The organism is Kaistia algarum (assembly GCF_026343945.1).
GTDB lineage: Bacteria > Pseudomonadota > Alphaproteobacteria > Rhizobiales > Kaistiaceae > Kaistia > Kaistia algarum.
The window spans coordinates 246,600-273,208 of sequence record NZ_JAPKNJ010000001.1 but is presented as its reverse complement, the minus strand read 5'-3'; the positions used below and the strand labels follow the sequence as shown (position 1 = coordinate 273,208).

Sequence of the window (26,609 nt, the reverse complement as noted above, 5' to 3'; positions counted from 1 at the left end):
CGGACAAGCAGGAAACGCCGGAACCGGGACAGCGCAGGCCGAACCCCGGAATTCGAAGCTGATGAATGCGACACGCCAACGCCGCGAGCTAAGGCTGTGTGGGCAGCGCTGGAGCCGGGGCGGCAGGAGGCGGGGATAGGTCGGCCGCGCATTGTGCCGCCGCCAGCGCCGCGTGGACGCGCGCGGAATCCGCCGCGTCCTCGATGAACGCTCGTATCAGCACGAAGCCCCGGCTCGCCGGAACTTCGATCACGATCGACTGGTCCAGCGTGCTGATCGGGTTTTCGCGCAGCTTGGTGAGCTGCAGCGATGTCGCGATCACGAGGTCGATGTCGGTCCGCTCCGCCGTCCGGTCGTTGAGGCTGTAGATATTGCTGCCGCGCCGGTCGAACACGGCAAGCGACCAGAACGCGTCCGGCATGGTGGCGCGGATGCGGATGGGGTCCTTGTCGAGTGAGAAGCGGCAGACGGCATGCGCCATGCGTGGATCGAGATAGGGCAGCGGCTCGGTGCCGGGCTCCGATAATGGCAGCACATGAAAGGCGCCGTCGGCGCCAAAGCGGCCCATGGATGTCCAGGCGTCGCGATTGGCGAAGTCGGGGATGAACAGGACCACGGCGATATGAATGATGCCAGCGAGCAGGACGCCGCCTACGACGAAGAGGATCGTGCGGATCATCGGCACGGCCCCCGCTTAATCGCCGGCAGCGCCGCGTCCCCGATCCCCGAACTGGTCAGTGGCGTATCGTAGAGCCGCAGCACGAGCCGCAGATCGGCATCGCTCGCCACCGGCAGCCAGTTGCCGGGTTGGACTTCGCTCGATACTGCGATTGCGAAGCTGCCATCCTCCCGGCGCAGGATCTCGCGCGAGGTGAACGACGTGCGCCCGGCCGGGTTGGCCATGAGGTGCCCCTCGCGATCATAGACGGTGAGTGTCCACAGCCGTGCCAGCGGCGTCTGCCCATCGATGCGATAGAGGCAGCGGCCGGACAGCCGCCGCCCTTGGGCATCGTGATCGGCGATGAAGGCTAGGCCTTCGCCATTGCCGAGCGGCACCTCGCCCGAGCGGGCGAGGATCGCCTCGCTGTAGGGATCGGCGTTGGGGCTGCCTGACTCGGGCCAGGCCGTCCATTCGCCGCGCGTCACCGCCCCGAAGAGACTGTCGCGGTCGAGCACCAGCATCACCGAGCCGAAGCCGAGGACGGCAGCGACGGCGATGGCGATGGCAAGGTCGATCAGCAGCCGCAAGGAGCGCCTCGAATAAAGAGCCGCACGCCGCGCGGCTGATCTGCGGCGCCATGGAAAGCTGGGGGATGGCCGCGCGTCAATGGGTTCCGCGTCGCTTCTTCAGCCATAGACGGCGCGGGTGATCGCCTTCGGATAGTCGCCGATGCAACCTTCGACCGCCGTATTGGTGAAGGAGATCACGGTCAGGCGGCGCGCGGGATCGACCAGCCAGTCATGGCCATAGACACCGCCCCAGCGCCACGAGCCGACCGAGGCAGGCGTCTCCGCCAGCGCGGGATCGAGCACGATCGACCATCCATGGGTGAAGCCGACGCCGGGGCGGCCCATGTCGATGTCGCCGAGCGCGTTGCTCGACAGGAGGGCGAGGCTGGCGTCCGACAGGATCGGCGCGCCGCCTTTGCGGATGGCCTCCAGGAAAGTGAGAAAGTCGCCGGCCGTTCCCGCCATGCCGGCGCCGCCGGAGGGGAAGGAGGCAGGATCGAGGATACGGTCCGGCGCGAAGCCGAAGGCGATATCGTCGCGGGCGACCACTTGGAACGGCGCCATGACGACCGGCGGCGTACCATCGGCATAGGCCTTGGCGAGGCGCGAGCGGTCGGCGACGGAGAACGCCGTATCGGCCATGCCGAGGGGGCCGGTCACCTTGTCTGCCACGATCTCGGGAAGGCTCTTGCCGGCGGCTTTCTCCAGCAAGCCGCCGAGGACGTCGATCGAAACTGAATAGTTCCAGGCACTGCCCGGCGCGAATGCTAGCGGATGCGCGCCGATCTTGGCGAGGTTTTCCGCCATGCCGCGGCCCGGCTTGTCGAGTCCTTCGGAAATATCGGCCTCAGGCGGATAGCCATAGATGAGGCCGCTGGTATGCGTCAGCAGATTGCGGATCGTGATGACGGCCTCGCTTCCGTCCGCAAGCTTCGGCCGGAAATCGGGCAGGAACCGCGTCACCGGATCGTTGAGCGAGAGGACGCCTGCCTCGGCGAGCGCCAGCGTCGCCGCGGCAACCATGGGCTTGGTAACCGAGGCGAGGCGGAAGATCGTGTCGAGGCGAGCCGGGATACCGGCTTCCCGGTCGGCAAAGCCGGCGGTCCGGGCATAGACCAGCTCGCCATCCTCGGCGACCAGCACCACCGTACCGACAATGCCGCCGCCGTCGATCGCCGCGTCGATCACCCGATCGAGCCGTCCGGAGGCTTCACTCCGAGCTGTCGCGGTGATGTCCATCATGATAGGCCTCTTGCAAAGACGAGAGAATTCAATGTTTTGCGGAAATATTCCGATTCAGTTCGGCAGGCTCGCGGGCGTCCGTTGGCCGGGCACCTCGCCGAGGTCGGCAAGGCCTGACGAGATCGCGGCGTCGAGCGAGACCGTCTTCAGCGGCTTGATCGGCGGCGCCGCCTCGAAGATCTTCTGCAACGCCATGAGCTGGGCAGTGGTCTTCGAGGAGAGCAACAGCGGCTGCTGGTTGGCGCCGTCATTGGAAGCGATGGCCGGAGCGGGGCGGTCGCCATCCTGCGGGCCGACGTCGAGATAGGGAATCGGCTTCAGCTCGATGCCGTTATGAGCATAGGTCATGACACGGTTCCAAGTCTGCGCCGGCAGGGAGCCACCCGTCATATTGTTCGTCGAAGTAAAATCATCATTGCCGAACCAGACGCCGCCGACATAATTGCCGGTGAAGCCCATGAACCAGGCATCGCGATAAGCATTGGTTGTTCCGGTCTTGCCGGCGGTCTTGATGCCCTGGAGCTTGGCGGCCCGGCCGGTGCCGCGCTCGGGAACCTGGCTCAGCATGTAGTTCATCATCCCGACCGTCTTCTCGTCGAGCACCTGCTCCGGCGGGCCGACATTGCGCTTGCGATCGAACACGACCTTGCCCTCCGAATTGACAATCTGCGTGAAGGCATAGGGCTTCGCCCGGAAGCCGCCATTGGCGAAAACCGCATAGGCGCCGGTCATGTCGACGACGTTGACCTCGGTCGCGCCGAGGGGCAGCGACTTCGAGTTCACGATATTGGTGGTGATGCCCATCTTGTGGGCGAGTGCGATGATCGTTTCGCGGCCGACCGCTCCGGCGAGCCGAACCGCGACCGTATTCAGCGAATGGATCAGCGCGGTGGTGAGCTGGATGTTGCCCATATATTTGCCGCCGTAATTTTTCGGCGACCAGTTGCCGATCGAGATCGGCGCATCCTTGACGATCGATTGCGGCGTGTAGCCCTTCAGCACCGCGGCGGTATAGACGAAGGGCTTGAACGACGAACCGGGCTGGCGCAGTGCATCAGTCGCGCGGTTGAACTGGCTGTCGCCATAGTCGCGACCGCCGACCATGGCCCGCACGGCACCATCCGGCTCGGCGACGACCATCGCCGCCTGGCTGACGCGGTAGCGCTCGCCGGATTCGCGCAGCGCATTCTCCACAGCGTCGTCCGCCACTTGCTGCAGGTTCATGTCGACCGTTGAACGGACGACCAGCGTGCGGTCACCGTCCGGCACCTGCTTCTTCACTTCCGTGAAGGCCCAGTCGAGGAAGAAGTCTGGCGAGGTATCAGCGGCGGCGCGCACCACGTCGGCCGGCTTCCGCCTGGCGCCCAGCACCTGGCCCTCGGTCATGAAGCCGGCCTGGACCATGTTGGTCAGCACTTCATTGGCACGGGCGCGGGCGGCCGGCAGATTGATGTGCGGCGCATATTTGGTAGGCGCCTTGTAGAGCCCGGCGAGCATCGCCGATTCGGCCAGGTTCAGATCGGTGACCTTCTTGCCGAAATAGAACTCCGACGCCGCCGCCGCGCCGAAATTGCCACCGCCCATATAGGCGCGGTCGAGATAGAGCTGCAGAATATCGTGCTTGGAGAGATTGCTCTCCAGCCAGAGGGCGAGAAACGCTTCCTTGATCTTGCGGTCGATGGTCCGCTCGTTCGAGAGAAACAGGTTCTTGGCCAGCTGCTGGGTGATCGACGAGCCGCCTTGCACCACGGCATTGGAGCGCAGATTCTCGAACAGCGCGCGGAACGTGCCGAACACGTCTATGCCGAAATGGGTGTAGAAGCGCCGGTCCTCGGTCGCGAGCGTCGCCTTGATCAGGCTGTCCGGCATTTCCTCCAGCGGGACGGCTTCGGAATGGCGCACGCCACGCTTGCCGATCTCGACGCCGTTCTTGTCGAGAAAGGTGACGGCATAGTCCTGCTGCGCCAGCCAATCCTGCTTGGTGGCGTCAAAGGCGGGCAGCGCCAGCATCAGCATGACGATGCCGCCGGCCGCGCCGATCGTCAGTCCGTCGCCCAGAAGCTCGACCGGAACGCGCGCCAGCCCCGTGAAGCGAAACCGCCGCGTGAAGCGCGACAGCGCCTCGGCGCCGGCCGCGAGCGCGGTCCAGGCGGCGAAGAGCGTCGAATCGATCAAGGCGTCGACTTCGATGAGCCGGAGCTTCTGACGCGGCGCCGCCGCCTTTGTCGGATTGGGCGCCGCGGGAACAGCACCCGGCGCCGGCGCGATGACGGCCGGCTGGCTCATCTCGCCGACCGGCGGCGCGGCTGTTTCCTCGGCGGGCGCAGCGCTTGGCTCCCTCCAGAGACGGCGACGCACCAGCGCCATGTCCGGCGCCGACCCGCGCCTCCAGGGCACGAGTCGCGCGAACCCGTCCAAAAGCTGCCGGCGAAGAATGCGAAGACGTTCCAAAACCTGCCTTCCGGAGGAAGCCGTCAGACGAGACCTGTTCCAAAGAGGCGCCAAAGCCTGCTAGGACGGAGGTCTTCTCAGCGATTTCGCAAGGATACGCAACTTCAATGCCCGTGCAAAGAGACGCAGGCCCCGCCGCGCCGGCCGACGCGCTTCCCTCCAGCGAAGCGCTGCCGTTCTGGAAGGTGAAATCGCTTGAGGAAATGACGACGAGCGAATGGGAATCGCTCTGCGACGGCTGCGCGCGCTGCTGCTTGAACAAGCTTGAGGATTGGGACACGGGCGAGATCGTCTGGACGGCGATCGCCTGCGAACTACTCGACGACGACAGCTGCCGCTGCGGGGATTATCCAAACCGCACGACCCGCGTCCCCGACTGCATCCCCCTCGATCCGCACGCTGTCCGCACGCTGACCTGGCTCCCCGCCACCTGCGGCTACCGCCTGGTCGCCGAAGGCCGCGACCTCTACTGGTGGCACCCCCTCGTCTCCGGCGACGCCGAGACGATCCACGAAGCCGGCATCTCGGTCTCAGGCCGGACCGTCAGCGAGGCGGATATCCCGGTCGAGGAATATGAGGATTTTGTTGTTACGTGGCCGGGGGAATTGCCGGAGGGGTAGCGGGCGATCGGCATTCGGCCTATGTCGGACTGCAAAGGGTCGGCGAAACGCACGGCAGCGACCGAGCCCCGCACTCCGCCGTCATTCCGTGCTTGATACGGGACAAATTCAGCCGAAGCGCGAGACGGCGGGGCCGAAGCGACAGGCCGGCCTGCGCCGCGGTCGCATGAATTCCGGCATTCGTGGCGTTCGACGAGGAGGCTGAACTGTTTCATGGCGAAGTGATCCATCTGCGCGACGTGATCACCTTCCAGGGCGCAACCGTGCAGGAGCTGATGCAGGCCTTCGTCGGGTCGGTCGAGGACGATCTGGCCTTCTGCAAGGAACGCGGCGAACAGCCTCGTCCTTGAACCCGCCCTCCGGAGGCGGGTTCAAGGGGAGATCGTGGCGGGCTTCGTGATCGGTCCGCCGACGCTTTTCGCCTCAACCGGCAATCACCGCACCCAACAACGAATGAACCTCCTCCCCAAACGGGTTCACGACCGTCACGCCGCCCCAGGTGAACCCATCCTGCATATCCTCGGTAAGCAGCAGGCAACATCCGGTGCGGGAGGCGGCGGAGAGGATCACCGCGTCCCAGATTGCGAACTGGTGATCGGCCGCGAGATCGGTGGCTGCCACGAGCCCGTCGGACGAGGTCTCTATGATTTTGTAACTTTCCTGCCAGGCGAGGACGGCGTCGCGCGCTTCAACCCGAGTCCGCACAGCCTTGCGCAAGAGGACGTTGAACAATTCGCCCAGCATCTGCGCCGGAACGATAACGTCTTCCGTCCGTAGCTTCTGGAGCAGACTGATGGCGAGGTCGCGACGCTCACCTTGCCCGCGGAGCAGCCGACCTGTAGCAATAATCATAGACTATCTTCATCCGTTGCCTGGGAGGACTGGATTCATGTCTCGCTTTGCAAGAATTTCGACGCTTGTCGGCGGTGTTTGGGTCGCTGCGTGTCTTGCATCTTCGTTGGCGGGCGCGGCGGAACATAAGATGTTCAAGATCCGCCAGGATGCGCCGACGCTCACCCAGGTCGATGTTGGTCAGTCGGGTGCCTCGCATGGTGATATGCTGGCCTTCGAGGCCGGCCTTACCCTGGAGGATGGCAGCAAGGGCCTCATGTCCGGCATCCTGATCACGGTCGATCTGCCAGACGGGGCGGATCTCTTCGAGGACCGCGTGGGCCAGATCGTCTTCAATGTCGGGTCCGGCAATGAGATCGTCGTGGCCGGCATATCCAACTACGCCAAGGACGCCGCGGAAATGAACGCCGGCCAGCCGCAGGTCCGCGCCGTGATCGGCGGCACCGGCCAGTATATCGGCGCCAGGGGCCAGGTGACGACCCGCCGCAATCCGGATGGCAGCTATGAGCATGCCTTCGAACTGATCGACGACTAGGCGGCGGCGCCCGGCCGTCGCCGTACCATCGCCCTGAGCACCAGCGTCAACACCCCCGCGATCGCCACGGCTGCCGCCAGCGCTTCGAAGCCGGCGGTGAAGCCGCCCGTCTGGCCCTTGATCCACCCGACGAGATACGGCCCCACGAAGCCGCCGAGATTGCCGATCGAATTGATGAGGGCGATGCCGGCGGCCGCTGCCGTGCCGCGCAGGAAGAGGGGCGGGACCGACCAGAAGGGGCCGAGCGCGGAATAGATGCCGATCGACGCGACGGTCACAGCGGCGATCGCCAATAGCGGCGAGGGCGCGTGGACGCTGGCGAGCAATCCGGCGGCGGCGAGGAAGGCCGAGGCGGCGACATGCAGCGAGCGCTCCTTCGTCCAGTCGCTGTGCCGGCCCCAGGCGAGCATGGCGAGCGCGCTCAGCCCATAAGGGACGATCAGCACGAGGCCGATCTGGCCGGTGGAATAGCCCATCGCCTGGATCACCTGCGGCAGCCAGAGGCCGATGCCGTAGAGCCCGACGACGATGCCGAAATAGATCAGGCCCATCAGCAGCACGCGCGGATCGCTGAGCGCCGGCCAGAGCGCGTGATGCGTGGCGCCGGCCTCACTGGGGTGGTCGGCGGCAAGGCGGGTGGCGATCGCCTGCCGTTCCGCCGGGGTGAGCCAGCGCGCGGTCTGCGGTCCGTCGGGCAGGTGGAACCAGACAACGAAGCCGAGGACGCAGGCGGGGATGCCTTCAAGGATGAACAGCCACTGCCAGCCGGCGAGGCCGAGAAAGCCATGTGTCTGCATCACCAGCGCCGAGAGCGGCGAGCCGACGGCGCTGGCGATCGGCACGGCGGCCATGAACAGCGCGACATAGCGGGCGCGGACGGAGAGCGGGAACCAGTAGCCGAGATAGAGGATCATGCCCGGCAGGAAGCCCGCTTCCGCGGCGCCGAGCAGAAAGCGCAGGATGAAGAAGCTGGTCGAGCCGGTAACGAAGGCCGTCGCCGCCGAGATCAGCCCCCATGTCACCATGATGCGGAAAATCCAGAAGCGCGCGCCGACTTTTTCGAGCACGAGGTTGCTCGGCACCTCGAACAGGAAATAGCCGATGAAGAAGATGCCGGCGCCCCAGCCATAGATCTCGGGAGAGAAGCCGAGATCGGTATTCATGGTGAGCGCCGCGAAGCCGACATTGACCCGGTCGAGGAACGACACGAGGTAGAGCAACATCATCAGCGGGATCAGCCGCCGCACCACCTTCGCAAAGGCGCGTGCTTCCGCGTTTGCCGCCTCGTTCGTCATGGTGATTTCCTCCCATCCCACGCCAGCTTTTGCGGAGGGAAGGGCGCGGGGTCAAGCCGGTCTGCTCTGGAACATGGCCGCCCCGGTACCTATGTCCGCTCTTACCCACTTCCCCAAGGACCTGCCCCATGCCAGCTCAGCCCTCCGCCGCTCCCTCCGGCTCCTTCACCCTCGGGGATATTCCCGTCACGCGGCTTGGCTTCGGCGCCATGCGCATTACCGGACCGGGCATATGGGGCGAGCCCAAGGATGTCGCCGAGGCGAAGCGAACGCTCGCGCGCGTGCCGGAGCTTGGCATCGATCTGATCGATACAGCCGACAGCTACGGCCCCTATGTCAGCGAGGACCTGATCGCCGAGGTGCTTTCGCCCTACAAGGGCCTCGTGGTCGCCACCAAGGGGGCGCTGACGCGGCATGGGCCGGATGTCTGGCGCGTGCTCGGCCGGCCGGAATATCTGCGCCAATGCGTGTTGATGAGCCTCCGCCGTCTCAGGGTCGAGCGGATCGATCTCTGGCAATTGCACCGGATCGACCCCAAGGTGCCGCGCGAGGATCAGTTCGGCGTCATCGCCGATATGCAGAAGGAAGGCCTCATCCGCCATGTCGGCCTCTCCGAGGTGACGATCGAGGAGATCCAGGCGGCGGAGAAGTTCTTCCCGGTCGTCTCGGTGCAGAACCAGTATAATCTCGTCGATCGCAAGAGCGAAACGGTGCTCGATTATTGCACCAACAAGAAGATCGGTTTCATCCCCTGGGCGCCGCTCGCCTCAGGGCGGCTCGCGGCGCCGGGCTCGGTGCTGACGAAGATCGCCGACAAGCTCGGCGCCACGCCGGGCCAGGTGGCGCTCGCCTGGCTCTTGAAGCGCTCGCCGGTGATGCTACCGATCCCGGGAACGGGCAGCGTCGCGCATCTGGAAGAGAATGTCGCGGCGGCGGCGCTGGCGCTCTCGGACGAGGATTTCGCCGCCCTCGACAAGGAAGGCAAAGAGGCGGCGTAAGGCCGCTTCACCGCCTCGTGACGGCCGGACGGGTAGGAGCGGCGAGCGGGACGCGCTAACATCGGGGCCCCACCTTCCGCGAGGTTACCGCATCATGGAATATACCCGTCTCGGCCGCACGGGCCTTGAAGTCTCGCGCCTTTGTCTCGGCTGCATGTCCTATGGCGACCCGGCGCGCGGCAGCCATAGCTGGACGCTGCCGGAGCAGGCGAGCCGGCCCTTCATCAGGAAGGCGCTCGATCTAGGCATCAATTTCTTCGACACGGCGAATGTCTATTCCGACGGCTCCAGCGAAGAGATCGTCGGCAGGGCGCTGCTCGATTTCGTGCCGCGCGAAGAGGTCGTGATCGCGACCAAGGTCCATGGCCGCATGCGCCCGGGCCCGAACGGCGCCGGCTTGTCGCGCAAGGCCATCCTCGCGGAGATCGACGCCAGCCTCGACCGCCTCGGAACCGATTATGTCGATCTCTACCAGATCCACCGCTTCGATTATCTGACCCCGATCGAGGAGACGCTAGACGCGCTCGACGAGGTCGTACGCTCCGGTCGCGCCCGCTACATCGGCGCTTCGTCGATGTATGCCTGGCAGTTCGCGAAATTGCTCGCCGTGCAGGAGCGCGAAGGCTTCGCCCGCTTCGTCTCGATGCAGGACTATGTGAACCTGCTCTACCGCGAGGAGGAGCGCGAGATGCTGCCGCTCTGCGCGTCCGAGGGCATCGGCGTCATCCCGTGGAGCCCGCTCGCCCGTGGCCGCCTGACCCGCGATTGGGATACGACGACGGCGCGGGTCGAAACCGACGAGTTCGGCAAGACGCTCTATGCCCATACGGCCGAAGCCGATCGGAAGGTCGTCGAGGCGGTGGCGCATGTCGCGAGCGAACGCGGATTGCCGCGGGCGCAGATCGCGCTGGCTTGGGTGCTTTCCAAAAGCGTTGTCACGGCACCGATCGTCGGGGCGACCAAGGTCGAGCATCTCGACGATGCGGCCGGGGCGCTTTCCGTGCGCCTCGACCCGACCGAGATCGGCCTGCTGGAGGCGCCCTACGTTCCGCACGCCGTCGCTGGCTTCGCCTGAGGCTGACGTGTCCCCGATGCCCATGCCGGAAATTTCCGGCGTGGGCGGAAACTTTTTTCCATCTGATATGTTGCCGGCCACATAATCGCTTCCCATATTTATGTGGTCGGCCACACGAATCGCCCCGTCGGCCGACCGGGCGGGCGCCCTTGCGCTGTCCGTGGAGCGGCGATCCGAATTCGGAAGTGGACGGGACATGACAAGCCATTGGGATCCGATCGAACTGGGCGGCGTCCAGCTGCCGCACCGCCTGGCGCTTGCGCCGATGACGCGCAGCCGCGCCCGTGCCGACGGCACGCCGGGGCCGCTGACGGCCGAGTACTATGCCCAGCGTGCCTCCCTCGGCCTGCTGATCACCGAGGGCACCCAGCCTTCGGCCGACGGGCAGGGCTATATGGCGACGCCGGGGATCTACACGGCGGAGCATGAGGCCGGCTGGCGGCAGGTCGCCGACGCGGTGCATGCCAAGGGCGGCAAGCTCTTCATCCAGCTGATGCATGCCGGCCGCATTTCTCATCCCGACAACACCCCGCATCACCGCCAGCCGGTGGCCCCTTCGGCGATCGCGCCGGGTCAGCCGATCTTCACGCCGACCGGCCCGCAGGATTCGCCGGTGCCGCGCGCGCTGACCACCGAGGAAATTCGCGACACGATCGCCGATTTCCGCGCCGCCGCGGCGAGCGCGATCCGCGCCGGCGCCGATGGTGTGGAACTGCATGGCGCCAACGGCTATCTGCTCAACCAGTTTCTGGCGCCGAACGCCAATGTCCGCCTCGACGAATATGGCGGCTCGATCGAGAATCGCGCCCGCTTCGTCATCGAGGTCGCGGCGGCCGTCGCGGCGGAGATCGGGCCGGAGCGCACGGGCATCCGCCTGTCGCCGGGCTTTGCCGTCGGCGGCCTCGACGAGGGTCCCGAAGGCCCGGCGCTCTATCGCTACCTCATCGGCGAACTGGCGAAGCTCGATCTTGCCTATCTGCACCTGTTCTATTTCGGCGACGAGGCGCTGTTGAAGGACATCCGGGCGATCTGGCCGAATGCACTGCTTCTCGTTCGTCCAGGCCGCACGCGAGACCAGATCGGCCAGGAAGTCGCCGCCGGCATTGCCGATATCGAGCCGATCGGCACCTTCGCCCTCGCCAATCCCGATCTGGTCGATCGGTTGAAGTCGGGCGCCGAACTCAATACAGCAGATAAGGCGACATTCTTCGGCGGCAGCGCGGCCGGGTATACGGACTATCCCCGGCTCGATGAGCGCGAAGCCGCCGAATAGGAGGCACGATGCACGACGAAGCCGTCGCGGATCCCTGCGAAACGGCAAAGAATGGCTGCGAGGCGGCGGAAGCCGGCCTCGCCGCCGACTTCCCGGTGAGCTGCGCCATCGCCGCGCTCACCCGTTCGCATCGCGCCCTGGCGGCGTCGCTTCTCGCCGATCTCGGCCTCCATCCTGGCCAGGAACTGACGCTGATGCGCCTCTGGGACGAGGATGGCCAATCGCAGAAGGCGCTCTGCGACGCGCTGCGCCTCGACCATTCGACCATCGCGAAGTCGCTGCGCCGCCTGGAGGAAACCGGCTTGCTGACGCGGTGCAAATCCGGCGACGACGCCCGCGTCCAGCTGGTGCACCTGACGGAGGCCGGCCGCGCGCTGCGCGAGCGCACCCGCGCCGCCTGGGCCGAACTGGAACGCCGCACGGTGGCCGGGCTGAGCGAGGCGGACCAGGCCGCTTTCGTGGCGCTCGCCCGCCAGATCGCCAGCGGCATCCACCACACGCCGGATTGATCGCGATCAATTCACGCCGGCCGCTTGTCGCCTAACCTTCTGGCAATTCAGAGGTTGGGCGGCTTCGTGGCCAAGAAGATCGTGATCATCGAGGGGCATCCGGACCCGGCCGGCGGGCATCTTTGCGGGGCGCTGGCCGACGCCTATGCCGAGGGCGCCATGGAGGCGGGGCATGCAGTGCGGCGCATCCGCATCGCCTCGCTCGAATTCGCGCTGCTGCGCAGCCAGGCGGACTTTCAGCATGGTGAAGTCCCCGACAGCCTGAAGCCGGCCAGCGAGGCGGTGCTCGCCGCCGACCATATCGTCTTCATCTTCCCGCTCTGGCTCGGCACGATGCCGGCTCTGGTGAAGGGCTTTCTCGAACAGATATTCCGCCCCGGTATCGCCTTCGCCTATGGCCATGGCGGCTTCCCGAAGAAGCTGCTCGCCGGCAAATCGGCGCGCCTCGTCGTCACCATGGGCATGCCGGCCTTCCTCTATCGCTGGTATTTCGGCGCCCATGCGCTGCGCGGAATGGAGCGCAACATCCTGAATTTCGTCGGCATCAAGCCGGTGCGCGAAACGCTGCTCGGCAATGTCGAGGGCGTCGATGAAAGCGTGCGCAAGGGCTGGATCCAGGCGATGCGCGAACTGGGCGGGAGGGCCGACTAGGGCCCTTTCGCGAAGAGGGGCAACCGGTTCGCGCCACCCGAGCAGGGGCCGGAACCAGAGACAGCCGGACGGCGACACGCCGAAAGGCGAGGACGAACGCCTTCGGGGCCGGTGGAGGGCCGGCACCGGAGAGCCGCCCGGGAGGGCGGGCCGGGGCAGGGCGCGGGCAAGGGGCTGTGGGGGCTCCAACCCCGCGCTTGCCCCGGTCGGGCGGCGCGTACAGCCGATTTCCTACCAGGTGAATCCTGCCTCTGCCTTGCCATCGAACAGCGGCGCCGCCGCCTCGACGAGGGCGCGGGGGAAGCTTCTCAGGGCGTCGGGATCGAAGGGCAGATGCGGCATATGGGCGGTGACGAGGGGTAACACCTTGAAAAGGCGGGGTTCCAACAGTCGAGTTGGAGATGGGGTAGAGGTGTTGGAAACGTCCCGTGCTCGGGGTCAGTTCTGAGGGGCAGCGGCGGCGGAGGCCGGCTCCTTGGCTACGGGCTGCGCTGACGGTTTCACGGCTGTGGCAGGGCTTGCCGGCAGCGCCGAGGATTGCGGGGGCGTCGGGACGACCTTGGCCTGCGGAGGCGCCGGCTTGGGCGCACCGGCTGCCGTCGCCGCAGGGCCGCCCTTGAAGCTTATGTCGCAATGCTTGGCGATCGACGCCTGTTCGACAGCCTGCATCTCGCCCTTGAGCCGCGCAACCTCGGCGGCCTTCGCATTATCGCCCTTGATCAGGAAAAGCGCCGGCCAGAACACCACCACGGCAATGGTCGTGGCGACGGCGTCGTTGCTGGCCTGCTGGTTCTGCGCCCCGGCGGCGACCGCCGCGCTCGCCGAGACACGCTGCGCCTCGGCGGCAAGCTGCTGGCAATCGAGCTGCTGGTAGGGCAGGGGCGAGACATAGGCCGCCGCGATGTCATCCGGCCGCGAAGCGCACGCGCCAAGCATCAACGCGGCCAACAGCGCCGCGACACGCGTCTTCGTCTTCATAGTGGCCCCCGGTCCGAATTGGTATCATTAGTTGTGTTTATTATTTCGTCAACTATGGAGGGCAATTGAGATGAGGGGATATGGGGAAGGAAAGAGGCCTATGGCCCTTCCCGCCGAATGCGATCCGATCCCGTGCAGCCGCGGTGCGATCCCTGTATCACGGCATGATACGTAGTGCTTGCAGGCCCCGAGGTATCATATCATGATACAAGGATGGAGCCGGCGGGATGATCCGTTCTTATCGCGACAAGCTGACGGAGAGCGTCGCGAGCGGACGGGCCGCGAAGGGCTTTCCGGCTGACCTGGTGCGAAGCGCAGTTCGCAGGCTGACTTTGCTCGACAACGCGGCCGCGCTTTCGGATTTGCGATCGCCACCGGGGAACCGTCTTGAGGCATTGGCGGGCGATCGGAAGGGGCAGTTTTCGATCCGGATCAACGACCAGTATCGGATCTGCTTCGAGTGGACTGACGCAGGCCCGGTGAACGTCGAGATCGCCGACTACCATCCATGAATCCGGTCCATTCCAAGGAGGGAAAGGCCATGTTGTCTATTTTGCCCCCGGTCCATCCCGGAGAAATCCTGCGGGAGGAATATCTGTCGCCCTATGGCATGAGCGCTGGAGCCCTTGCCCGCAAGATCGGCGTCCCGCGCACCCGGATCGAGCGCCTCGCGGCCGAACAGACTTCCGTTACCCCGGACACGGCGCTGCGCCTCGCCAAGGCCTTGGGCACAACGCCGCAGCTCTGGATGAACCTGCAGACCAGCTATGATCTCAAGATTGAGGCCGAACGACTGGGGCAAGAGATTGCCGCGATCGAGCCGGTGGCGGCTTAGAGTCGTTCATGCTTTGATGGAAGCACGGTCGGCGCAACAAACTCTGCCGTCATCCCGGCGAAAGCCGGGATCCATACAGCCGAATTGTTGGGTATTCCAATAAACAGCAGCACGGCTGAATGGATCCCGGGTCAAGAGCCCGGGATGACGGAGTTTTGCTTGGGCGCGCCGGTAATCGACCCCGATTCCGACGAGACATGAACCGCTCTCGGGGAGGGGCCGGGCTGCCGCGCCTACGGCGTCCGATAGAAGCCTAGGATGTTGGCGTCCGAGAACCGCCGGTCCTTTTCGACTTTGATCGTGATGTCGACGCCCTGCGCGCGCTTGATGTCGAGGACGCTGCGATAGACGCCCTTGTCTGCATCCCAAGACCACCGCGTCGTGTGCGTTTGCAGGAACTCTTCGATTTTCTCCGGGGTCGAGCCGGGCGGCAGCGCCTCGGCAATCTCCCGGCGCAGGCGCCATGCCTCCATCCGGGCGGACAGGCAAGCCTACGCCAGGAAGCCAAGGCAAATAACAACGGCTGACGTGAAGATCAGGCGCAGAAGCATCGGCGCTTCATGCCCATGATGCTAGAGGCAGCTACAGCCGGTAGAAATGTGAGCCCGCACAAATCGCCGGTGCTTGTCGACGTCGATCTGGATACTAACGCTTTCGCTGGACTCAAGGCGAATGATGCCCTCATAGCGATCCTGTGCGTCATCCCACGACCAGTAACCGACATTTCGGCTGAGGAATCGCTCGATTTCCTTGGCGGACGAGCCAACCTGCAATTCCGTATCGACCGCGCGCTGTAGCGAACGGCTTGGTCCGATCGCCGTCATGCCACAGCCGGCAACCGCAGCCGAAAGCAACATCACGATGGCGGTTCGCGGCATCGAGTCTTGAAATGTCAGCATTTGGCTAGCCCCCTGATTTGGCCGTCGCGGATCGTCGATTGACGCGAAGAACCGCAAACCTATGCCGATCTTCGGTTGTGCCGATCCATTCGTCAATCTGACGACAGAGTCATCGGGGGACCGTCCAGAGGATGAGAGGGCGAAGCCGGAACTCGGGACGCGTCCTCCCTACTCATAGGAATAAAATCCTTGACAGCGCCACGCTGGTTCGGTACCTTTACGTCATAGTCCGACAGTTGCGTTCGGCCGCCGGGATCGCCATATGGTTTGAACCTGTTGCGTCCTGGCGCGTTGGTCTCCTGTCCAACGGCCTCATCTTGACGAAACGGGGCGGAAAGTGGTTATCTTTCTGACCCTTGATAGGCAGACTGCCATGTCTCTATCCAGTTTCAGCATTGCCGATCGTCAGCGCGAGAAGAACGAGTCTCGCCTGCGCGACGAGGCGCGTCTGGCGGAAGGGGATGCGGCGGCGCGGGAAGTGGGCGAGGAGAACGGCTTGTTCTCCGCCTTCGATCCGTCGCGGGCCAGGGTCGTGGCGCGGCGCATTCGCTTTCAGGCCGTGTGACCATCGATCGCCGGCTCGGCGCTGAAGACGTCATTCGTATCGCATCGAAGTTGACTGTCGACGATGAGACCTTTGTCATCGGCGGGCAGGCTGTGAATTTGTGGGCTTGGCTCTATCGCGAACGCCACCCCTATCTGAGGCAGAACGGCCCGTTCACCAGCCAGGACATCGACTATTTCGGCAGCGCCGCCGCTGCCGACCGCTTTGCTGACGCTGTCGGCGGCGTTGTCCGCCGGCCGGACGGCAACGACATGAACACGCCGCAGACGGCGATCGTCCAGATCGATATCGGCGGCCGCGCCATTACGATCGACTTTCTGAACGCCATTCTCGGCGTAGCCCATGCGGATCTCGCAGCCGGCGTTTCGCTGCTGGCGCTGGCGGCGGAGATGGATGGCCGTTCCGTCGAGATCGAAGTGCCCGTTCTGCATCCGGTGCTCTGCCTGCAGAGCCGGATCGGCAACATGCTGAGCCCAGCCACGCTGCGCCGCGACGACTTCGCCTGGCGGCAGCTTCACGCGGCGATTGCCGTGATCGAGGTGTTTCTGGAGGATGCGCTGGATGCCGATGACCGCAGGGAAGTGAAGCGCTCGCTTCGAGCGCTCTTCGCCTATCTGCGCTCGCATCCATTCGGCCGTGTCGCCGACCGGGAACTCGGCGTCGACGCGCTCGATATTGTTCGTCGCCTGGCGGGGGACGAGCAGCTCGATCCTCGATTTCGCGACCATCAGCTTGGCGGGATGATCCGCGAGATCGAAAAACGGGGCGCCGCGCGCGATCGTGACTAGTCCAAGGCCCGCTCCGGCGGGCTTTTTCTTTGCCCTTTTCATCGTTGGTGACTTCCGACCCCGGCCCGTCCTCCCCGGGCCGGCCGGCGATTCCGTCCCGCTTCGGCTGTTGTGCTGCGTCGGCCAGGCGAGGCGGAATCGCCGGGTTTTTGGGGTTCGCAATCTTTGTGTTTGTGGAAGAAAGACCCTCACCCCAGCCCTCTCCAGCGAGGCGGGAGAGGGAGTTCCACCTGCAGCTGCGTCGGGGGCCGTCACCGATCGTTGGCGCCCCCTCTCCCGCTTGCGGGAGAGGGTTGGGGTGAGGGCCTTTCCCTGAACGATCCGCCCCAAAAGGAGCCCGCCATGCCGCCTCATTCCGCCGAGAAGATCGCCGAGGCGCGGCGGCTTTGGGAGGCGGGGGAATTGAACGAGGTCGAGATCGGGCTGCGCACCGGCATGTCGAGCGGTGGCATCCGCGGCCGGGCGAAGCGCGAGGGCTGGACGCGGCCGCGTGCTCCCGGCCGCGACGCGGCGCTGCGGGCCGCCGACCGCGTCTCGCTGGTGACGCGGCTATTCCGCTCCTTCGAGCGCCAGATCACCGATCTGGAGAAGCGCTTTGCCAGCGCCGAGGGCGGGGCCGACGAGAAGGATGCGCGCATGCTCGCCGTGCTCGCCAAGACCTTCGAGACGCTGAACGGCCTCAAGGCCGAGGAGGATCGGAAAAACGATGTCGCCGTCGATCTCGATCAGCTCCGCCAGGCGCTTGCGAAACGGCTGGAACGCCTCGATCCGGGCGGGGCAGAGCCCGGCGGCGGCGATCGCGCGGCTGACGCCGGCTGAGATCGATGCATTTTCGAAGGACTGGGATTTCTGGGCCCGCGACGACCAGCTGCCGCCGGAAGGCGACTGGCTCACCTGGCTGATGATCGGCGGGCGCGGCGCCGGCAAGACGCGGGCCGGCGCCGAATGGGTGCGCGGCATGGCCACGGGGAGATCCGGCTATGCTTCCGCCCCGGCTGGACGGATCGCGCTGGTCGGCGAGACTTTGGCCGATGTGCGCGACGTGATGATCGAGGGCGTTTCGGGCCTGCTCGCCGTGCATCGGCGCGACGAGCGGCCTTTGTGGCAGCCCTCGCGGCGTCGGCTCGAATGGCCGAACGGCGCCTATGCGCTCTGTTTCTCGTCGGAGGACCCGGAAAGCCTGCGCGGGCCGCAATTCGAGGCCGCCTGGGCCGACGAGCTCGGTAAATGGCGTCATGGCGAGGCGACGTGGGACATGCTGCAATTCGGCCTCCGCCTCGGCGATCTGCCGCGCCAATTGGTGACCACGACGCCGCGCACGACGAAATTGATGAAGCGGCTGCTGGCCGCCGAGCGGACGGTGGTGACGCGCGCCGGGACGGCGGCCAATCTCGGCAATCTGGCGCCGGGCTTCCTGGAGCGCGTGCTCGGTCGTTACAAGGGCACGCGGCTGGGACGGCAGGAGATCGACGGCGAACTGATCGAGGATCGCGCCGACGCGCTGTGGAACCGCGACGCGATCGAGGCGCTACGGATCGACAAGGCGCCGGAATTGGTGCGCATCGCGGTGGCGGTCGACCCGCCGGCTTCGCGGCGGCGCGGCGCGGATGCCTGCGGCATCGTCGCCTGCGGCCTCGCCGAAGATGGCACCGGCTATGTGCTGGCGGATCGCTCGCTCGCCGAGGTCAAGCCGGCGAGCTGGGCGGCGGCGGCGGTCGGGCTCTATCATGCGCTCGACGCCGACATGCTGGTCGCCGAGGTCAACCAGGGCGGCGACATGGTGGCGAGCGTCATCAACGAGATCGATCCGGGCGTGCCGGTGACGAGCGTGCGGGCGACGCGCGGCAAATATCTGCGCGCCGAACCGGTCGCCGCGCTCTATGCGCAAGGCCGCGTCCGCCATGCGGGGACGTTCCCGCAGCTCGAAGACGAACTGGCCGATTTCGGCCCGGAAGGCCTCAGTAACGGCCGCTCGCCGGATAGGCTCGACGCGCTGGCCTGGGCGCTGACGGCGCTGATGCTGAAGACGGGCGGCGAGCCACGGGTGCGGGTGGTGTGAGGGAAGCAAGACCCTCACCCCAACCCTCTCCCGCCAGCGGGAGAGGGGGCGCTCACGACCGGCGGCATCGTCGGCGAAGAGGGTCTCACGACTGCGATAAAATACACCGTCCGAACTCCCTCGCCCGCTTGGGGGAGAGGGCTGGGGTGAGGGCCTTCCTTCCCTGAACGACATCGAAGACGCAGGAATCCCCATGAAACCGAACCTCCTCTCCCGCCTCCTCGGGCGGCGTATCGCCGTGCCCGAGGCGAAGGCGTCTCGGACCGGGCCGCTCCTGGCGCTGCAGGGGCAGGGGCGTCCGCAATGGACGCCGCGTGATCTCGCGGCACTGGCCCGCGAGGGCTACATGAAGAACGCCGTCGTCTATCGCGCGGTGACGATGATCGCGGAAGCCGCCGCCAGTGTGCCGATCCTGGCCTATCAGGGCGAGGCCGAGGTGCCGGATCATCCGCTGCTGGCGCTGCTGGCCCGGCCGAACCGCCGTCAGGGCGGGGCGGAATTCCTCGAAACGCTGTATGCGAACCTCCTCGTCGCCGGCAACGCCTATGCCGAGTTGGTCCGCCTTGGCGCTGATCCCGCGGAATTGCATGCGCTCCGGCCCGACCGGGTGCGCGTCGTGCCGGGGGCGGAGGGCTGGCCCGAGGCGTATGAATATGTGGTCGGCGGCCGGAAGATCCGTTTCGCCGATCCCGGCGACGGCGAGATCGCGCCGATCCTGCATCTGCGGCTCTTCCATCCGCTGGACGATCATTACGGCTTCTCGCCGCTGGAAGCGGCGGCGGTGGCTCTCGACATCCACAATGCCGCCGGCGCCTGGAACAAGGCGCTGCTCGACAATTCCGCCCGTCCCTCCGGCGCGCTGGTCTATCGCGGCGAGGGCGGCGCCAACCTGTCGCAGGACCAGTTCGAGCGGCTGAAGCGCGAACTGGAGGCGAATTACACCGGCGCGCTTTCGGCCGGAAGGCCATTGCTGCTCGAAGGCGGGCTCGACTGGACGTCGATGGCGCTCACCCCGCGCGACATGGATTTCATGGAGGCAAAGAACGGTGCGGCGCGCGAGATCGCCTTCGCCTTCGGCGTGCCGCCCATGCTGATCGGCATTCCCGGCGACAATACCTATGCGAATTATGCCGAGGCCAACCGCGCCTTCTGGCGCCAGACCGTGCTGCCGCTCGTCGGCCGCACGGCATCGGCGTTCGCCGGCTGGCTGGGGCCGGCCTATGCCGGCGCCGTCCGCCTCGGTTTCGACGCCGATGCGGTCGAGGCGCTGTCGATCGAACGTGAGGCGCTCTGGCGCCGCGTCGGCGCCGCCGATTTCCTCTCCCGAGATGAAAAGCGCCAGGCCGTCGGCTATGGCGCCGAAGGGGAGGGGGAATGGCCGGGTTGAATCGGATTGTGAGCCGGCGAGCCCAAGGGATTCGGCGGATTCGGGAAATAGCGCCCTTCTCAACTGAATTCTGAAGCCCCGTGCCCTTCAAGCCCCCTCCCTGACCCTCCCCCGCGTCGCGGGAGAGGGGATACCAGCCGTCTGCTCCAAGCCGATCGAAAGGCGCGGGCCGGCTCCCTCTCCCGCGCAGCGGGGGAGGGCTGGGGAGGGGGCCAACACACACCGACCGCGAAATCCTGACTCCCAGAATCCCAAACGCGGCCCTCGCCGCGATGGAGACCTCATGCCCCCATTGATCTCCCAGCCCTCGCTCGAAACGAAATTCGCCGCCGCCGATCTTTCCGGCATCGATGGCGAGGGCTCGTTTTCCGGCTATGCCAGCCTGTTCGGCACGGCCGATCTTTCCGGCGATATCGTCATGCCCGGCGCCTTTCGCGCCTCGCTGGCGGCGCGGCGTCCCGCCGGCATCCGCATGCTCTACCAGCATGACCCGGCCGAGCCGATCGGCGTCTGGCTCGATATCCGCGAGGACCAGCGCGGGCTCTTCGTGCGTGGCCGGCTGGCGCTCGATGTCGCCCGCGGCCGCGAGGTCGCGAGCCTGATGCGGGCCGGCGCGCTCGACGGGCTCTCGATCGGCTTCAAGACGGTGAAGGCCAAGGCCGAGCGCGCCAGCGGCCTCCGCCGCCTGACCGAGATCGACCTCTGGGAAATCTCGGTCGTCACCTTCCCCATGCAGCCCGAGGCGCGCGTCTCAAGCGTTAAATCGCGCGCTGCCACCCCCTCGCTCGCCGCGCAGATGCGCCGCGCCGCCCGCCGCATGAGCGGCCCTTCCACCCGCACTCAAAACCCGAGGACAGCGAAATGACGACCACAAGAGAGATGCGCCGCGCGCCGGAGGCGAAGGCGGCGGGGGACAAGCCCGCGCCGATGAAGCCGGGCGAGACGAAAGCGGCGGAAGGCGGTGATGTGTCGGCCGCCTTTGACGATTTCCTCTCCGCCTTCGAGGCGTTTAAGGCGACCAATGACGATCGCCTCGCCGAGATCGAGCAGAAGCTTTCCGCCGATCCGCTCACCGTCGAAAAGCTTGACCGCATCAACCGGTCGCTCGACGAGCTGACGCTGAAGAGCCGCCGCCCGCCGCTTTCGGGCGAGCGCAACGCCGATCGCCGGCCGAGCGAGCACAAGGCGGCCTTCGAGGCCTATGTGCGCGGCGGCGACGAGGATGGCCTCCGCCGTCTGGAGGCCAAGGCGCTGTCCGCCGGCTCCAATGCCGATGGCGGCTATACGGTGCCGCTCGAGACGGAGACCGAGATCGGCAAGCGCCTCGCCAATATCTCGCCGATCCGCGCCATCGCCGATGTGCGCCAGGTCTCGTCCGGCACCTATCGCCGGCCGTTCATGACGGCGGGTCCGGCGACCGGCTGGGCGGCCGAGACCGACGCCCGCAGCCAGACGACCTCGCCGACCATCGCGGCGCTCGATTTTCCCGCGATGGAACTCTACGCCATGCCGGCGGCCACCGCCGCGTTGCTGGACGACAGCGCCGTCAATATCGACGAATGGCTGGCGGCCGAGGTCGAGGGCGCCTTCGCCGCGCAGGAGGGCACGGCCTTCGTCTCCGGCGACGGCACCAACAAGCCGAAGGGCTTCCTCGCCTATACGACGGCGGCGGAGGGCTCCTGGAGCTGGGGCAAGATCGGCTATGTCGCGACCGGCGTCTCCGCCGCGCTGCCGGCCTCCAATCCCTCCGACGTGCTGATCGACCTGATCTACACGCTGAAGGCCGGCTATCGCGCCAATGCCCGCTTCGTCCTCAATCGCCGCACCCAGGCCGCGATCCGCAAGCTGAAGGATGCCGAGGGCAATTATCTCTGGCAGCCGGCGGCTGTGGCGGGCGGCGAAGCCTCGTTGCTCGGCTTCCCGGTCACCGAGGCCGAGGACATGCCCGACATCGGCGCCAATGCGCTGTCGCTGGCCTTCGGCGATTTCAAGCGCGGCTATCTCGTCGTCGACCGCCTCGGCGTCTCGGTGCTGCGCGATCCCTATTCCGCCAAGCCCTACGTGCTCTTCTACACGGTGAAGCGCGTCGGTGGCGGCGTGCAGGATTTCGACGCGATCAAGCTGCTGAAGTTCGGCACCAGCTAGGTTGCACGGATAGTTGTGCCAAGCCGGCCTGCAAATGGCCTGACCCAACTCTCCGCACAACGTGGGCGCCTGTCGCTCTCTTTCTTCCCCCTCTCCCGCAACGCGGGAGAGGGCCGGGGTGAGGGACTTTCTTCCCCCTTCTTCAAAGCAAGCAAGACCCTCACCCCAACCCTCTCCCGCAAGCGGGCGAGGGAGTTCCGCCCGTGTTCGCGGCGCCACCTCCGCCTTCCCTTACGCAGGACACCACCATGACCGCAGCACTCATCACCGGGCCGGCGCTGGAGCCGGTATCGCTCGCCGACGTCAAGGCGCATTTGAGGATCGATCTCGACGACGACGACGCCCTGCTCACCGCCGCGATCGTCTCCGCGCGCATCCATGTCGAGGCCGCGACGCGGCGCCAGCTCATCCGTCAGAACTGGCGCATCTATCTGTCGGAATGGCCAAAGGGCCGCGCCATCGAGCTGCCGGTCGCGCCGCTGATCGCGGTCAATGCCATCACCTTCTACGATATCGTCGGGGCGCCGACGCTGTGGCCGGCCGAGAACTGGCGCGTCGAGGGCGCCGCCAGCCCGCCGCGCCTGGTGGCGAAGCTGCGGCCCGCCGCCGCGCTCTATGACAATGGCATCGAGATCGACGTCACCGCCGGCTATGGCGTCTCGTCGGTCGACGTGCCGGCGCCGCTGCGGCAGGCGATCCTGATCCTCGTCACCCATTGGTACGAGCATCGCGGCATGGTCGGCCATGATTTCGCCGGCGCCATCGCCCCCGCCGGTTTCGAGGCGCTGATCGCGCCCTATAAGGTGCGCCAGCTGTGAGCATGGATTTCGACCCCGGCGGTCTGACGCACCGCGTCGCCATCGAGCGCCCGGTGCGCACGGAGGACGGGGCCGGCGGCGCGTCGATCGCCTTCGAGCCGTTTGCCACGGTCTGGGCGGCGATCGAGCCGCTTTCCGCCAACGAGGACGGCGCATCCGGCCGCCTCGCCACGCGCGTCACTCACCGCGTGACGATCCGCTGGCGCGCCGATTTGACCGGCGCCATGCGCCTTCGCCATCGCGGCCGGATTCTCCGGATCGCGAGCCTGCGCGACGCCGACGAGAGCCGGCGCTTCCTCGTCATCGAGGCCGAGGAGGAACGGATATGAGCCGCAAGCTGACGGGCGCCGCTCTGGCCGAGGTTTTGGGCAAGGCGGCGGAGGTGGCGATTGCGGGGGCGGTGCAGAACAAGGCTGTTCAATTCCAACAGGCTTTGGAGGATGTCGATGCAGGCCGCAGCGAGCCCTCTCTCCCCGAAGGGGGGAGAGTTGGAGAGGGGGCCGTCGCCAAGGGCGTCGGTCTTTCTGTTCCCGGACCGATGCTGGACGTGCCGACTGGCCCCCTCCCTTACCCTCCCCCCTTCGGGGAGAGGGGGGCGGCGACGCCTCGGCTCGCGATCACGGGTCGCGCCCACTCGGGCAGGCGTTCCGCCACCCTGACCCTCTCCGCCCCGAACCTCTTCGCCCGCGAATACGGTGCGCTGAACACGCCCGCCGATCCTGTCCTCGCCCCCGCGATCGACGCCATCCGACGGAGGCCCGCATGAATCCCGCCGCCCTCGACCTGCAAGCCGCCATCGCCGCCGCTCTTCTCGTCGATGCCGATCTCGTCGCGCTGCTGGGCGGGCCGCGGATTCATGACGGCGCGCCGCGTGGAACGGAATTTCCGTTCCTGACCATCGGCGATGGGGCGCAGAGCGACTGGTCGGATGGCGATACGCCGGGCGGGCAGGTGCGCGTCACGCTGCATGTCTGGTCGCGCGCGGCGGGCAAACGCGAGGCCTGGACGATCCTCGGACGGCTGATGAGCCTGCTGCACGAGGCCGAACTGACGCTGGCCGATCATGCGCTGGTGCTACTGCGTGCCGAATTCGCCGAAGTCCGGACGGACCCGGACGGGCTGACGGAGCACGGCGTGTTGCGGCTCGGGGCACTGGTCGAGGGGTAGGAAGCAAGACCCTCACCCCGGCCCTCTCCCGCTAGGCGGGAGAGGGGGCGCCAACGACCGGGCGCTCGCCTTATGAAGGGCAGTGTCGGCCCCCTCGCCCGCTTGCGGGAGAGGGCGGGGGTGAGGGCCTTCCTTGCCTGCTTGTCTATCCCCGCCGCGCCTCCCATTCCGGCCGTAGCATCGCCATCACCATCTCGTCGCGATGCTCGCCCTCGAAGAACACGCGGCCGCGCGCAATGCCCTCGGGAACGAAGCCGGACGCTTCATAACAGCGGCGGGCGCGCTCGTTGGCCGGAAACAGGCCGATCTCCAGGCGCCAGGCTTCGGTCTGGAGAAAGACCCGATCGACGACGGCCGAGAGCATGGCACGGCCGATGCCGCGACCGGGCTCGGCCACCGCTACCCGCTTCATCAGGCTGACGCCGTCCCATGAATTCCAGTCGCGCACGATGACGAAACCGGCGGGGGAGCCCGCCGCCTCGGCGATGAAATAGGCGTGGCGGTCATCGGCCAGGTACGCCTCGTGCTGCGCCGGCGTCGAGCGGCCGACGAGGTGCTCATAGCCGGGCAATCGCTCGGTCGCGATGACGAAATGCAGATCGGCCGCCTCAGCGGGCCGCACCAGAAATTCCGAACCGGACACGCTTTCAAACCCTCACGGCGCCCCGCGCCCTTTCGAGCGAGGAGACATCATGACCGCACAGAAGGGCAAGGACCCTCTTCTGAAGATCGACACCAGCGGCGCCGGCTCATTCGCCACCGTCGCCGGGCTCCGCACCCGCCGTATCGCCTTCAATGCCGAGACGGTGGATATCACCGACACCGATTCCGCCGGCCGCTGGCGCGAGCTTCTGGCCGGCGCGGGCGTGCGCCGCGCCTCGATCTCCGGCGCCGGCATCTTCCGCGACCAGGCGAGCGACGCCGCCATGCGCACCGTTTTCTTCGACGGTTTGATCCGCGACTACCAGCTCGTCGTGCCGGATTTCGGCACGCTGCAGGGGGCGTTCCAGATCACGGCGCTCGATTATGCCGGCGAGCATGACGGCGCGATCACCTATGAGATCGCGCTCGAATCCGCCGGCCCCATCAGCTTCACGGCCGCCTGATGGCCAACCGCAGGCGAGGCGAGATCGAGGCGGTCCTCGACGGCGAGGCCCGCGTACTCGTCCTGACGCTGGGCGCGCTGGCCGAACTGGAGGCCGCCTTCGGCGCCGAGGATCTCTCGGCGCTGGCCACACGCTTTTCGCAAGGCCGCCTCTCGGCCCGCGACGCGGCGCGGATTATCGGTGCGGGCCTGCGCGGTGCCGGCGCGGATATTTCCGACGACGAGGTTGCCGCGATGCGGGCTGAAGGCGGCGCCGCCGGCTTCGCTTCTATCGTCGCCGAACTGCTGGCCGTCACCTTCGGCGGCGAACCGTGAGCGCCGAGCCTTTTCCCTGGCGCGAGGCCATGGCGATCGGCTTCGGCGTCCTGCGCCTGTCCAGTCGCGAATTTTGGGCCTTGACGCCAAGGGAACTCGCCAGCGCGATCGAAGGGCTGACGGGAAGGACGAGCGCGCCGATGGACCGGGAACGGCTGGAGGAATTGGCGAGACGGTTTCCGGATTGAGGGGCTATGATTTGTTCTTCGGCTTCCTCAAGATGGCCTGAAGTTCCGCGTCCTTTGCCCAGGCTGACCACATCTTGCCCGAAAAGCCTTTGAAGTGATCCGCTATTGCCTGACTCTCGAAGGCCGTCACTCGCTTGTTCTTGTCAACGATCTGGCGGCCAATCGGTGACGTGTAGAACTCGTACATGGCCGAAATCTCGGCATCGCTGAACGTCGCGCGATAGAACGTCAGATATTTGGATCGGAAGTCAGGAAAGTCGAGGGCGACCAGGCCCTTTGCAATTTCAAGCATCCGAGCCGCAGCTTCTGGCGGTTGCCCGCTTAGATCTCTTTTGAGACTTGGAGCCATCGCGGCAAAGAGGGCTTCACTGTCGGTCGTCGCGCAACCCTTCAAGAGATATTCCACCTTCTCGTCGATCGTCGGCTCGACTGCATGAGCGGCCGGCAGCGCGCTCGCCGTGAAGAACAGAACAACGGCCAGTCTGACGAGCTTCATTGCTACCTCCGATAGAGCAGGCGCTATCGGTAGCAGCAAAGACGTGTCGATGTGAAGACACGATCCTGACGAAACGGCGTGCCTTCCTTCCCCCTCTCCCGCGAAGCGGGGGAGGGCCGGGGAGGGGGTCCTT

Annotated in this window: 36 protein-coding genes; 24 read left to right on the top strand and 12 right to left on the bottom strand. The window is 66.4% G+C overall.

Annotated elements, in window-relative coordinates; all coding sequences use genetic code 11:
- Positions 1 to 88 precede the first annotated feature (88 nt).
- The 4 genes from OSH05_RS01365 to OSH05_RS01350 all read right to left on the bottom strand — a co-directional run bounded on the left by OSH05_RS01365 (position 89) and on the right by OSH05_RS01350 (position 4,758).
- Positions 89 to 679, bottom strand: coding sequence for a DUF1254 domain-containing protein (locus tag OSH05_RS01365; RefSeq protein WP_104218476.1), 591 nt, complete (start codon positions 677 to 679; stop codon positions 89 to 91).
- Entirely contained in the window at positions 676 to 1,248 is a 573-nt protein-coding gene (locus OSH05_RS01360; protein WP_104218475.1) for a DUF1214 domain-containing protein, read from the bottom strand. Before OSH05_RS01360 ends, OSH05_RS01365 begins: the two co-directional genes overlap by 4 nt.
- A gap of 99 nt (positions 1,249 to 1,347) precedes the next feature.
- Positions 1,348 to 2,472 (bottom strand): serine hydrolase domain-containing protein, encoded by a 1,125-nt coding sequence (locus tag OSH05_RS01355; RefSeq protein ID WP_104218474.1) that lies wholly within the window; start codon positions 2,470 to 2,472, stop codon positions 1,348 to 1,350.
- A gap of 54 nt (positions 2,473 to 2,526) precedes the next feature.
- Positions 2,527 to 4,758: a transglycosylase domain-containing protein gene (locus tag OSH05_RS01350; protein WP_104218815.1), complete on the bottom strand. Its 2,232-nt coding sequence runs from the start codon at positions 4,756 to 4,758 to the stop codon at positions 2,527 to 2,529.
- Positions 4,759 to 5,030: 272 nt separating this feature from the next.
- Here OSH05_RS01350 and OSH05_RS01345 point away from each other — a divergent pair, with 272 nt between their 5' ends.
- Both OSH05_RS01345 and OSH05_RS01340 read left to right on the top strand, forming a co-directional pair.
- The gene (locus tag OSH05_RS01345) at positions 5,031 to 5,543 is read left to right on the top strand and encodes a YcgN family cysteine cluster protein (protein WP_104218473.1); all 513 of its coding nucleotides are present in this window, start codon (positions 5,031 to 5,033) and stop codon (positions 5,541 to 5,543) included.
- A 182-nt stretch (positions 5,544 to 5,725) separates the two neighbouring features.
- Complete coding sequence (locus tag OSH05_RS01340; RefSeq protein ID WP_207778725.1) at positions 5,726 to 5,893, top strand: hypothetical protein; 168 nt, start codon at positions 5,726 to 5,728, stop codon at positions 5,891 to 5,893.
- Between the two features lie 73 nt (positions 5,894 to 5,966).
- On the opposite strand, the gene OSH05_RS01335 is transcribed toward OSH05_RS01340, so the two are convergent.
- The gene (locus tag OSH05_RS01335; protein WP_104218472.1) at positions 5,967 to 6,395 is read right to left on the bottom strand and encodes a PIN domain-containing protein; all 429 of its coding nucleotides are present in this window, start codon (positions 6,393 to 6,395) and stop codon (positions 5,967 to 5,969) included.
- 130 nt (positions 6,396 to 6,525) lie between these two features.
- Between OSH05_RS01335 and OSH05_RS01330 the strand changes: the two genes are divergently transcribed.
- Complete coding sequence (locus tag OSH05_RS01330; protein WP_104218471.1) at positions 6,526 to 6,930, top strand: hypothetical protein; 405 nt, start codon at positions 6,526 to 6,528, stop codon at positions 6,928 to 6,930.
- On the opposite strand, the gene OSH05_RS01325 is transcribed toward OSH05_RS01330, so the two are convergent.
- Positions 6,927 to 8,225, bottom strand: coding sequence for an MFS transporter (locus OSH05_RS01325; RefSeq protein WP_104218470.1), 1,299 nt, complete (start codon positions 8,223 to 8,225; stop codon positions 6,927 to 6,929). The two genes, OSH05_RS01330 and OSH05_RS01325, sit on opposite strands and share 4 nt — an antisense overlap.
- A gap of 128 nt (positions 8,226 to 8,353) precedes the next feature.
- On the opposite strand from OSH05_RS01325, the gene OSH05_RS01320 reads away from it, so the two are divergent.
- The 5 genes from OSH05_RS01320 to OSH05_RS01300 all read left to right on the top strand — a co-directional run bounded on the left by OSH05_RS01320 (position 8,354) and on the right by OSH05_RS01300 (position 12,731).
- Positions 8,354 to 9,223: an aldo/keto reductase gene (locus OSH05_RS01320; RefSeq protein ID WP_104218469.1), complete on the top strand. Its 870-nt coding sequence runs from the start codon at positions 8,354 to 8,356 to the stop codon at positions 9,221 to 9,223.
- A 94-nt stretch (positions 9,224 to 9,317) separates the two neighbouring features.
- Positions 9,318 to 10,298 carry an aldo/keto reductase gene (locus OSH05_RS01315; protein ID WP_104218468.1) on the top strand — a complete coding sequence of 327 codons (981 nt, stop codon included), beginning with the start codon at positions 9,318 to 9,320 and terminating at the stop codon, positions 10,296 to 10,298.
- Positions 10,299 to 10,494: 196 nt separating this feature from the next.
- Positions 10,495 to 11,571, top strand: coding sequence for an alkene reductase (locus OSH05_RS01310; RefSeq protein WP_104218467.1), 1,077 nt, complete (start codon positions 10,495 to 10,497; stop codon positions 11,569 to 11,571).
- 8 nt (positions 11,572 to 11,579) lie between these two features.
- On the top strand, positions 11,580 to 12,080 hold the full coding sequence (locus OSH05_RS01305) for a MarR family winged helix-turn-helix transcriptional regulator (RefSeq protein WP_207778724.1): 501 nt from the start codon (positions 11,580 to 11,582) through the stop codon (positions 12,078 to 12,080).
- Between the two features lie 66 nt (positions 12,081 to 12,146).
- The gene (locus OSH05_RS01300) at positions 12,147 to 12,731 is read left to right on the top strand and encodes an NAD(P)H-dependent oxidoreductase (protein WP_104218813.1); all 585 of its coding nucleotides are present in this window, start codon (positions 12,147 to 12,149) and stop codon (positions 12,729 to 12,731) included.
- Positions 12,732 to 12,962: 231 nt separating this feature from the next.
- Here OSH05_RS01300 and OSH05_RS01295 read toward each other — a convergent pair whose 3' ends face one another.
- A complete protein-coding gene (locus tag OSH05_RS01295; RefSeq protein ID WP_266352012.1) occupies positions 12,963 to 13,097 on the bottom strand; it encodes a hypothetical protein in 135 nt (44 codons plus the stop codon).
- A 72-nt stretch (positions 13,098 to 13,169) separates the two neighbouring features.
- Positions 13,170 to 13,709 carry a hypothetical protein gene (locus tag OSH05_RS01290; protein WP_266352011.1) on the bottom strand — a complete coding sequence of 180 codons (540 nt, stop codon included), beginning with the start codon at positions 13,707 to 13,709 and terminating at the stop codon, positions 13,170 to 13,172.
- A gap of 227 nt (positions 13,710 to 13,936) precedes the next feature.
- Here OSH05_RS01290 and OSH05_RS01285 point away from each other — a divergent pair, with 227 nt between their 5' ends.
- Both OSH05_RS01285 and OSH05_RS01280 read left to right on the top strand, forming a co-directional pair.
- Positions 13,937 to 14,221 carry a type II toxin-antitoxin system RelE/ParE family toxin gene (locus OSH05_RS01285; RefSeq protein WP_104218466.1) on the top strand — a complete coding sequence of 95 codons (285 nt, stop codon included), beginning with the start codon at positions 13,937 to 13,939 and terminating at the stop codon, positions 14,219 to 14,221.
- 29 nt (positions 14,222 to 14,250) lie between these two features.
- Positions 14,251 to 14,544: a HigA family addiction module antitoxin gene (locus OSH05_RS01280; protein ID WP_104218812.1), complete on the top strand. Its 294-nt coding sequence runs from the start codon at positions 14,251 to 14,253 to the stop codon at positions 14,542 to 14,544.
- Between the two features lie 233 nt (positions 14,545 to 14,777).
- Here OSH05_RS01280 and OSH05_RS01275 read toward each other — a convergent pair whose 3' ends face one another.
- On the bottom strand, positions 14,778 to 15,017 hold the full coding sequence (locus OSH05_RS01275) for a hypothetical protein (protein ID WP_104218465.1): 240 nt from the start codon (positions 15,015 to 15,017) through the stop codon (positions 14,778 to 14,780).
- 99 nt (positions 15,018 to 15,116) lie between these two features.
- Positions 15,117 to 15,422: a hypothetical protein gene (locus tag OSH05_RS01270; protein WP_266352010.1), complete on the bottom strand. Its 306-nt coding sequence runs from the start codon at positions 15,420 to 15,422 to the stop codon at positions 15,117 to 15,119.
- Positions 15,423 to 15,780: 358 nt separating this feature from the next.
- Here OSH05_RS01270 and OSH05_RS01265 point away from each other — a divergent pair, with 358 nt between their 5' ends.
- The 11 genes from OSH05_RS01265 (at position 15,781) to OSH05_RS01215 (ending at position 24,372) form a co-directional block, all read left to right on the top strand.
- Positions 15,781 to 16,008 (top strand): hypothetical protein, encoded by a 228-nt coding sequence (locus tag OSH05_RS01265; RefSeq protein WP_104218463.1) that lies wholly within the window; start codon positions 15,781 to 15,783, stop codon positions 16,006 to 16,008.
- Complete coding sequence (locus OSH05_RS01260) at positions 16,005 to 16,796, top strand: hypothetical protein (protein WP_104218462.1); 792 nt, start codon at positions 16,005 to 16,007, stop codon at positions 16,794 to 16,796. The genes OSH05_RS01265 and OSH05_RS01260 overlap by 4 nt, the downstream gene beginning before the upstream one ends.
- A gap of 342 nt (positions 16,797 to 17,138) precedes the next feature.
- Complete coding sequence (locus OSH05_RS01255) at positions 17,139 to 17,615, top strand: hypothetical protein (protein WP_104218461.1); 477 nt, start codon at positions 17,139 to 17,141, stop codon at positions 17,613 to 17,615.
- Complete coding sequence (locus OSH05_RS01250; RefSeq protein ID WP_456077688.1) at positions 17,593 to 18,855, top strand: DNA-packaging protein; 1,263 nt, start codon at positions 17,593 to 17,595, stop codon at positions 18,853 to 18,855. Before OSH05_RS01255 ends, OSH05_RS01250 begins: the two co-directional genes overlap by 23 nt.
- Before the next feature lie 193 nt (positions 18,856 to 19,048).
- Positions 19,049 to 20,242, top strand: coding sequence for a phage portal protein (locus OSH05_RS01245; RefSeq protein WP_104218459.1), 1,194 nt, complete (start codon positions 19,049 to 19,051; stop codon positions 20,240 to 20,242).
- A 283-nt stretch (positions 20,243 to 20,525) separates the two neighbouring features.
- Positions 20,526 to 21,107, top strand: coding sequence for an HK97 family phage prohead protease (locus OSH05_RS01240; RefSeq protein WP_104218458.1), 582 nt, complete (start codon positions 20,526 to 20,528; stop codon positions 21,105 to 21,107).
- A 62-nt stretch (positions 21,108 to 21,169) separates the two neighbouring features.
- Positions 21,170 to 22,387 (top strand): phage major capsid protein, encoded by a 1,218-nt coding sequence (locus OSH05_RS01235; protein ID WP_104218811.1) that lies wholly within the window; start codon positions 21,170 to 21,172, stop codon positions 22,385 to 22,387.
- 248 nt (positions 22,388 to 22,635) lie between these two features.
- Positions 22,636 to 23,205 carry a head-tail connector protein gene (locus OSH05_RS01230; RefSeq protein ID WP_104218457.1) on the top strand — a complete coding sequence of 190 codons (570 nt, stop codon included), beginning with the start codon at positions 22,636 to 22,638 and terminating at the stop codon, positions 23,203 to 23,205.
- Between the two features lie 2 nt (positions 23,206 to 23,207).
- Entirely contained in the window at positions 23,208 to 23,534 is a 327-nt protein-coding gene (locus OSH05_RS01225) for a phage head closure protein (RefSeq protein ID WP_104218456.1), read from the top strand.
- The gene (locus OSH05_RS01220) at positions 23,531 to 23,971 is read left to right on the top strand and encodes a hypothetical protein (RefSeq protein WP_104218455.1); all 441 of its coding nucleotides are present in this window, start codon (positions 23,531 to 23,533) and stop codon (positions 23,969 to 23,971) included. The genes OSH05_RS01225 and OSH05_RS01220 overlap by 4 nt, the downstream gene beginning before the upstream one ends.
- Entirely contained in the window at positions 23,968 to 24,372 is a 405-nt protein-coding gene (locus OSH05_RS01215) for a DUF3168 domain-containing protein (RefSeq protein WP_104218454.1), read from the top strand. Before OSH05_RS01220 ends, OSH05_RS01215 begins: the two co-directional genes overlap by 4 nt.
- Positions 24,373 to 24,517: 145 nt before the next feature.
- On the opposite strand, the gene OSH05_RS01210 is transcribed toward OSH05_RS01215, so the two are convergent.
- Positions 24,518 to 25,015, bottom strand: a complete 498-nt coding sequence (locus OSH05_RS01210; RefSeq protein WP_266352009.1) for a GNAT family N-acetyltransferase — start codon at positions 25,013 to 25,015, stop codon at positions 24,518 to 24,520.
- Between the two features lie 49 nt (positions 25,016 to 25,064).
- Here OSH05_RS01210 and OSH05_RS01205 point away from each other — a divergent pair, with 49 nt between their 5' ends.
- The 3 genes from OSH05_RS01205 to OSH05_RS01195 are packed head-to-tail and all read left to right on the top strand — an operon-like array spanning position 25,065 to position 25,980.
- The gene (locus tag OSH05_RS01205) at positions 25,065 to 25,478 is read left to right on the top strand and encodes a phage major tail protein, TP901-1 family (protein WP_104218453.1); all 414 of its coding nucleotides are present in this window, start codon (positions 25,065 to 25,067) and stop codon (positions 25,476 to 25,478) included.
- Positions 25,478 to 25,792 (top strand): gene transfer agent family protein, encoded by a 315-nt coding sequence (locus OSH05_RS01200; protein WP_104218452.1) that lies wholly within the window; start codon positions 25,478 to 25,480, stop codon positions 25,790 to 25,792. Before OSH05_RS01205 ends, OSH05_RS01200 begins: the two co-directional genes overlap by 1 nt.
- Entirely contained in the window at positions 25,789 to 25,980 is a 192-nt protein-coding gene (locus OSH05_RS01195) for a rcc01693 family protein (protein ID WP_266352008.1), read from the top strand. Before OSH05_RS01200 ends, OSH05_RS01195 begins: the two co-directional genes overlap by 4 nt.
- A 4-nt stretch (positions 25,981 to 25,984) precedes the next feature.
- On the opposite strand, the gene OSH05_RS01190 is transcribed toward OSH05_RS01195, so the two are convergent.
- Positions 25,985 to 26,476 carry a DUF2059 domain-containing protein gene (locus OSH05_RS01190; RefSeq protein ID WP_165801541.1) on the bottom strand — a complete coding sequence of 164 codons (492 nt, stop codon included), beginning with the start codon at positions 26,474 to 26,476 and terminating at the stop codon, positions 25,985 to 25,987.
- Positions 26,477 to 26,609: the final 133 nt, after the last annotated feature.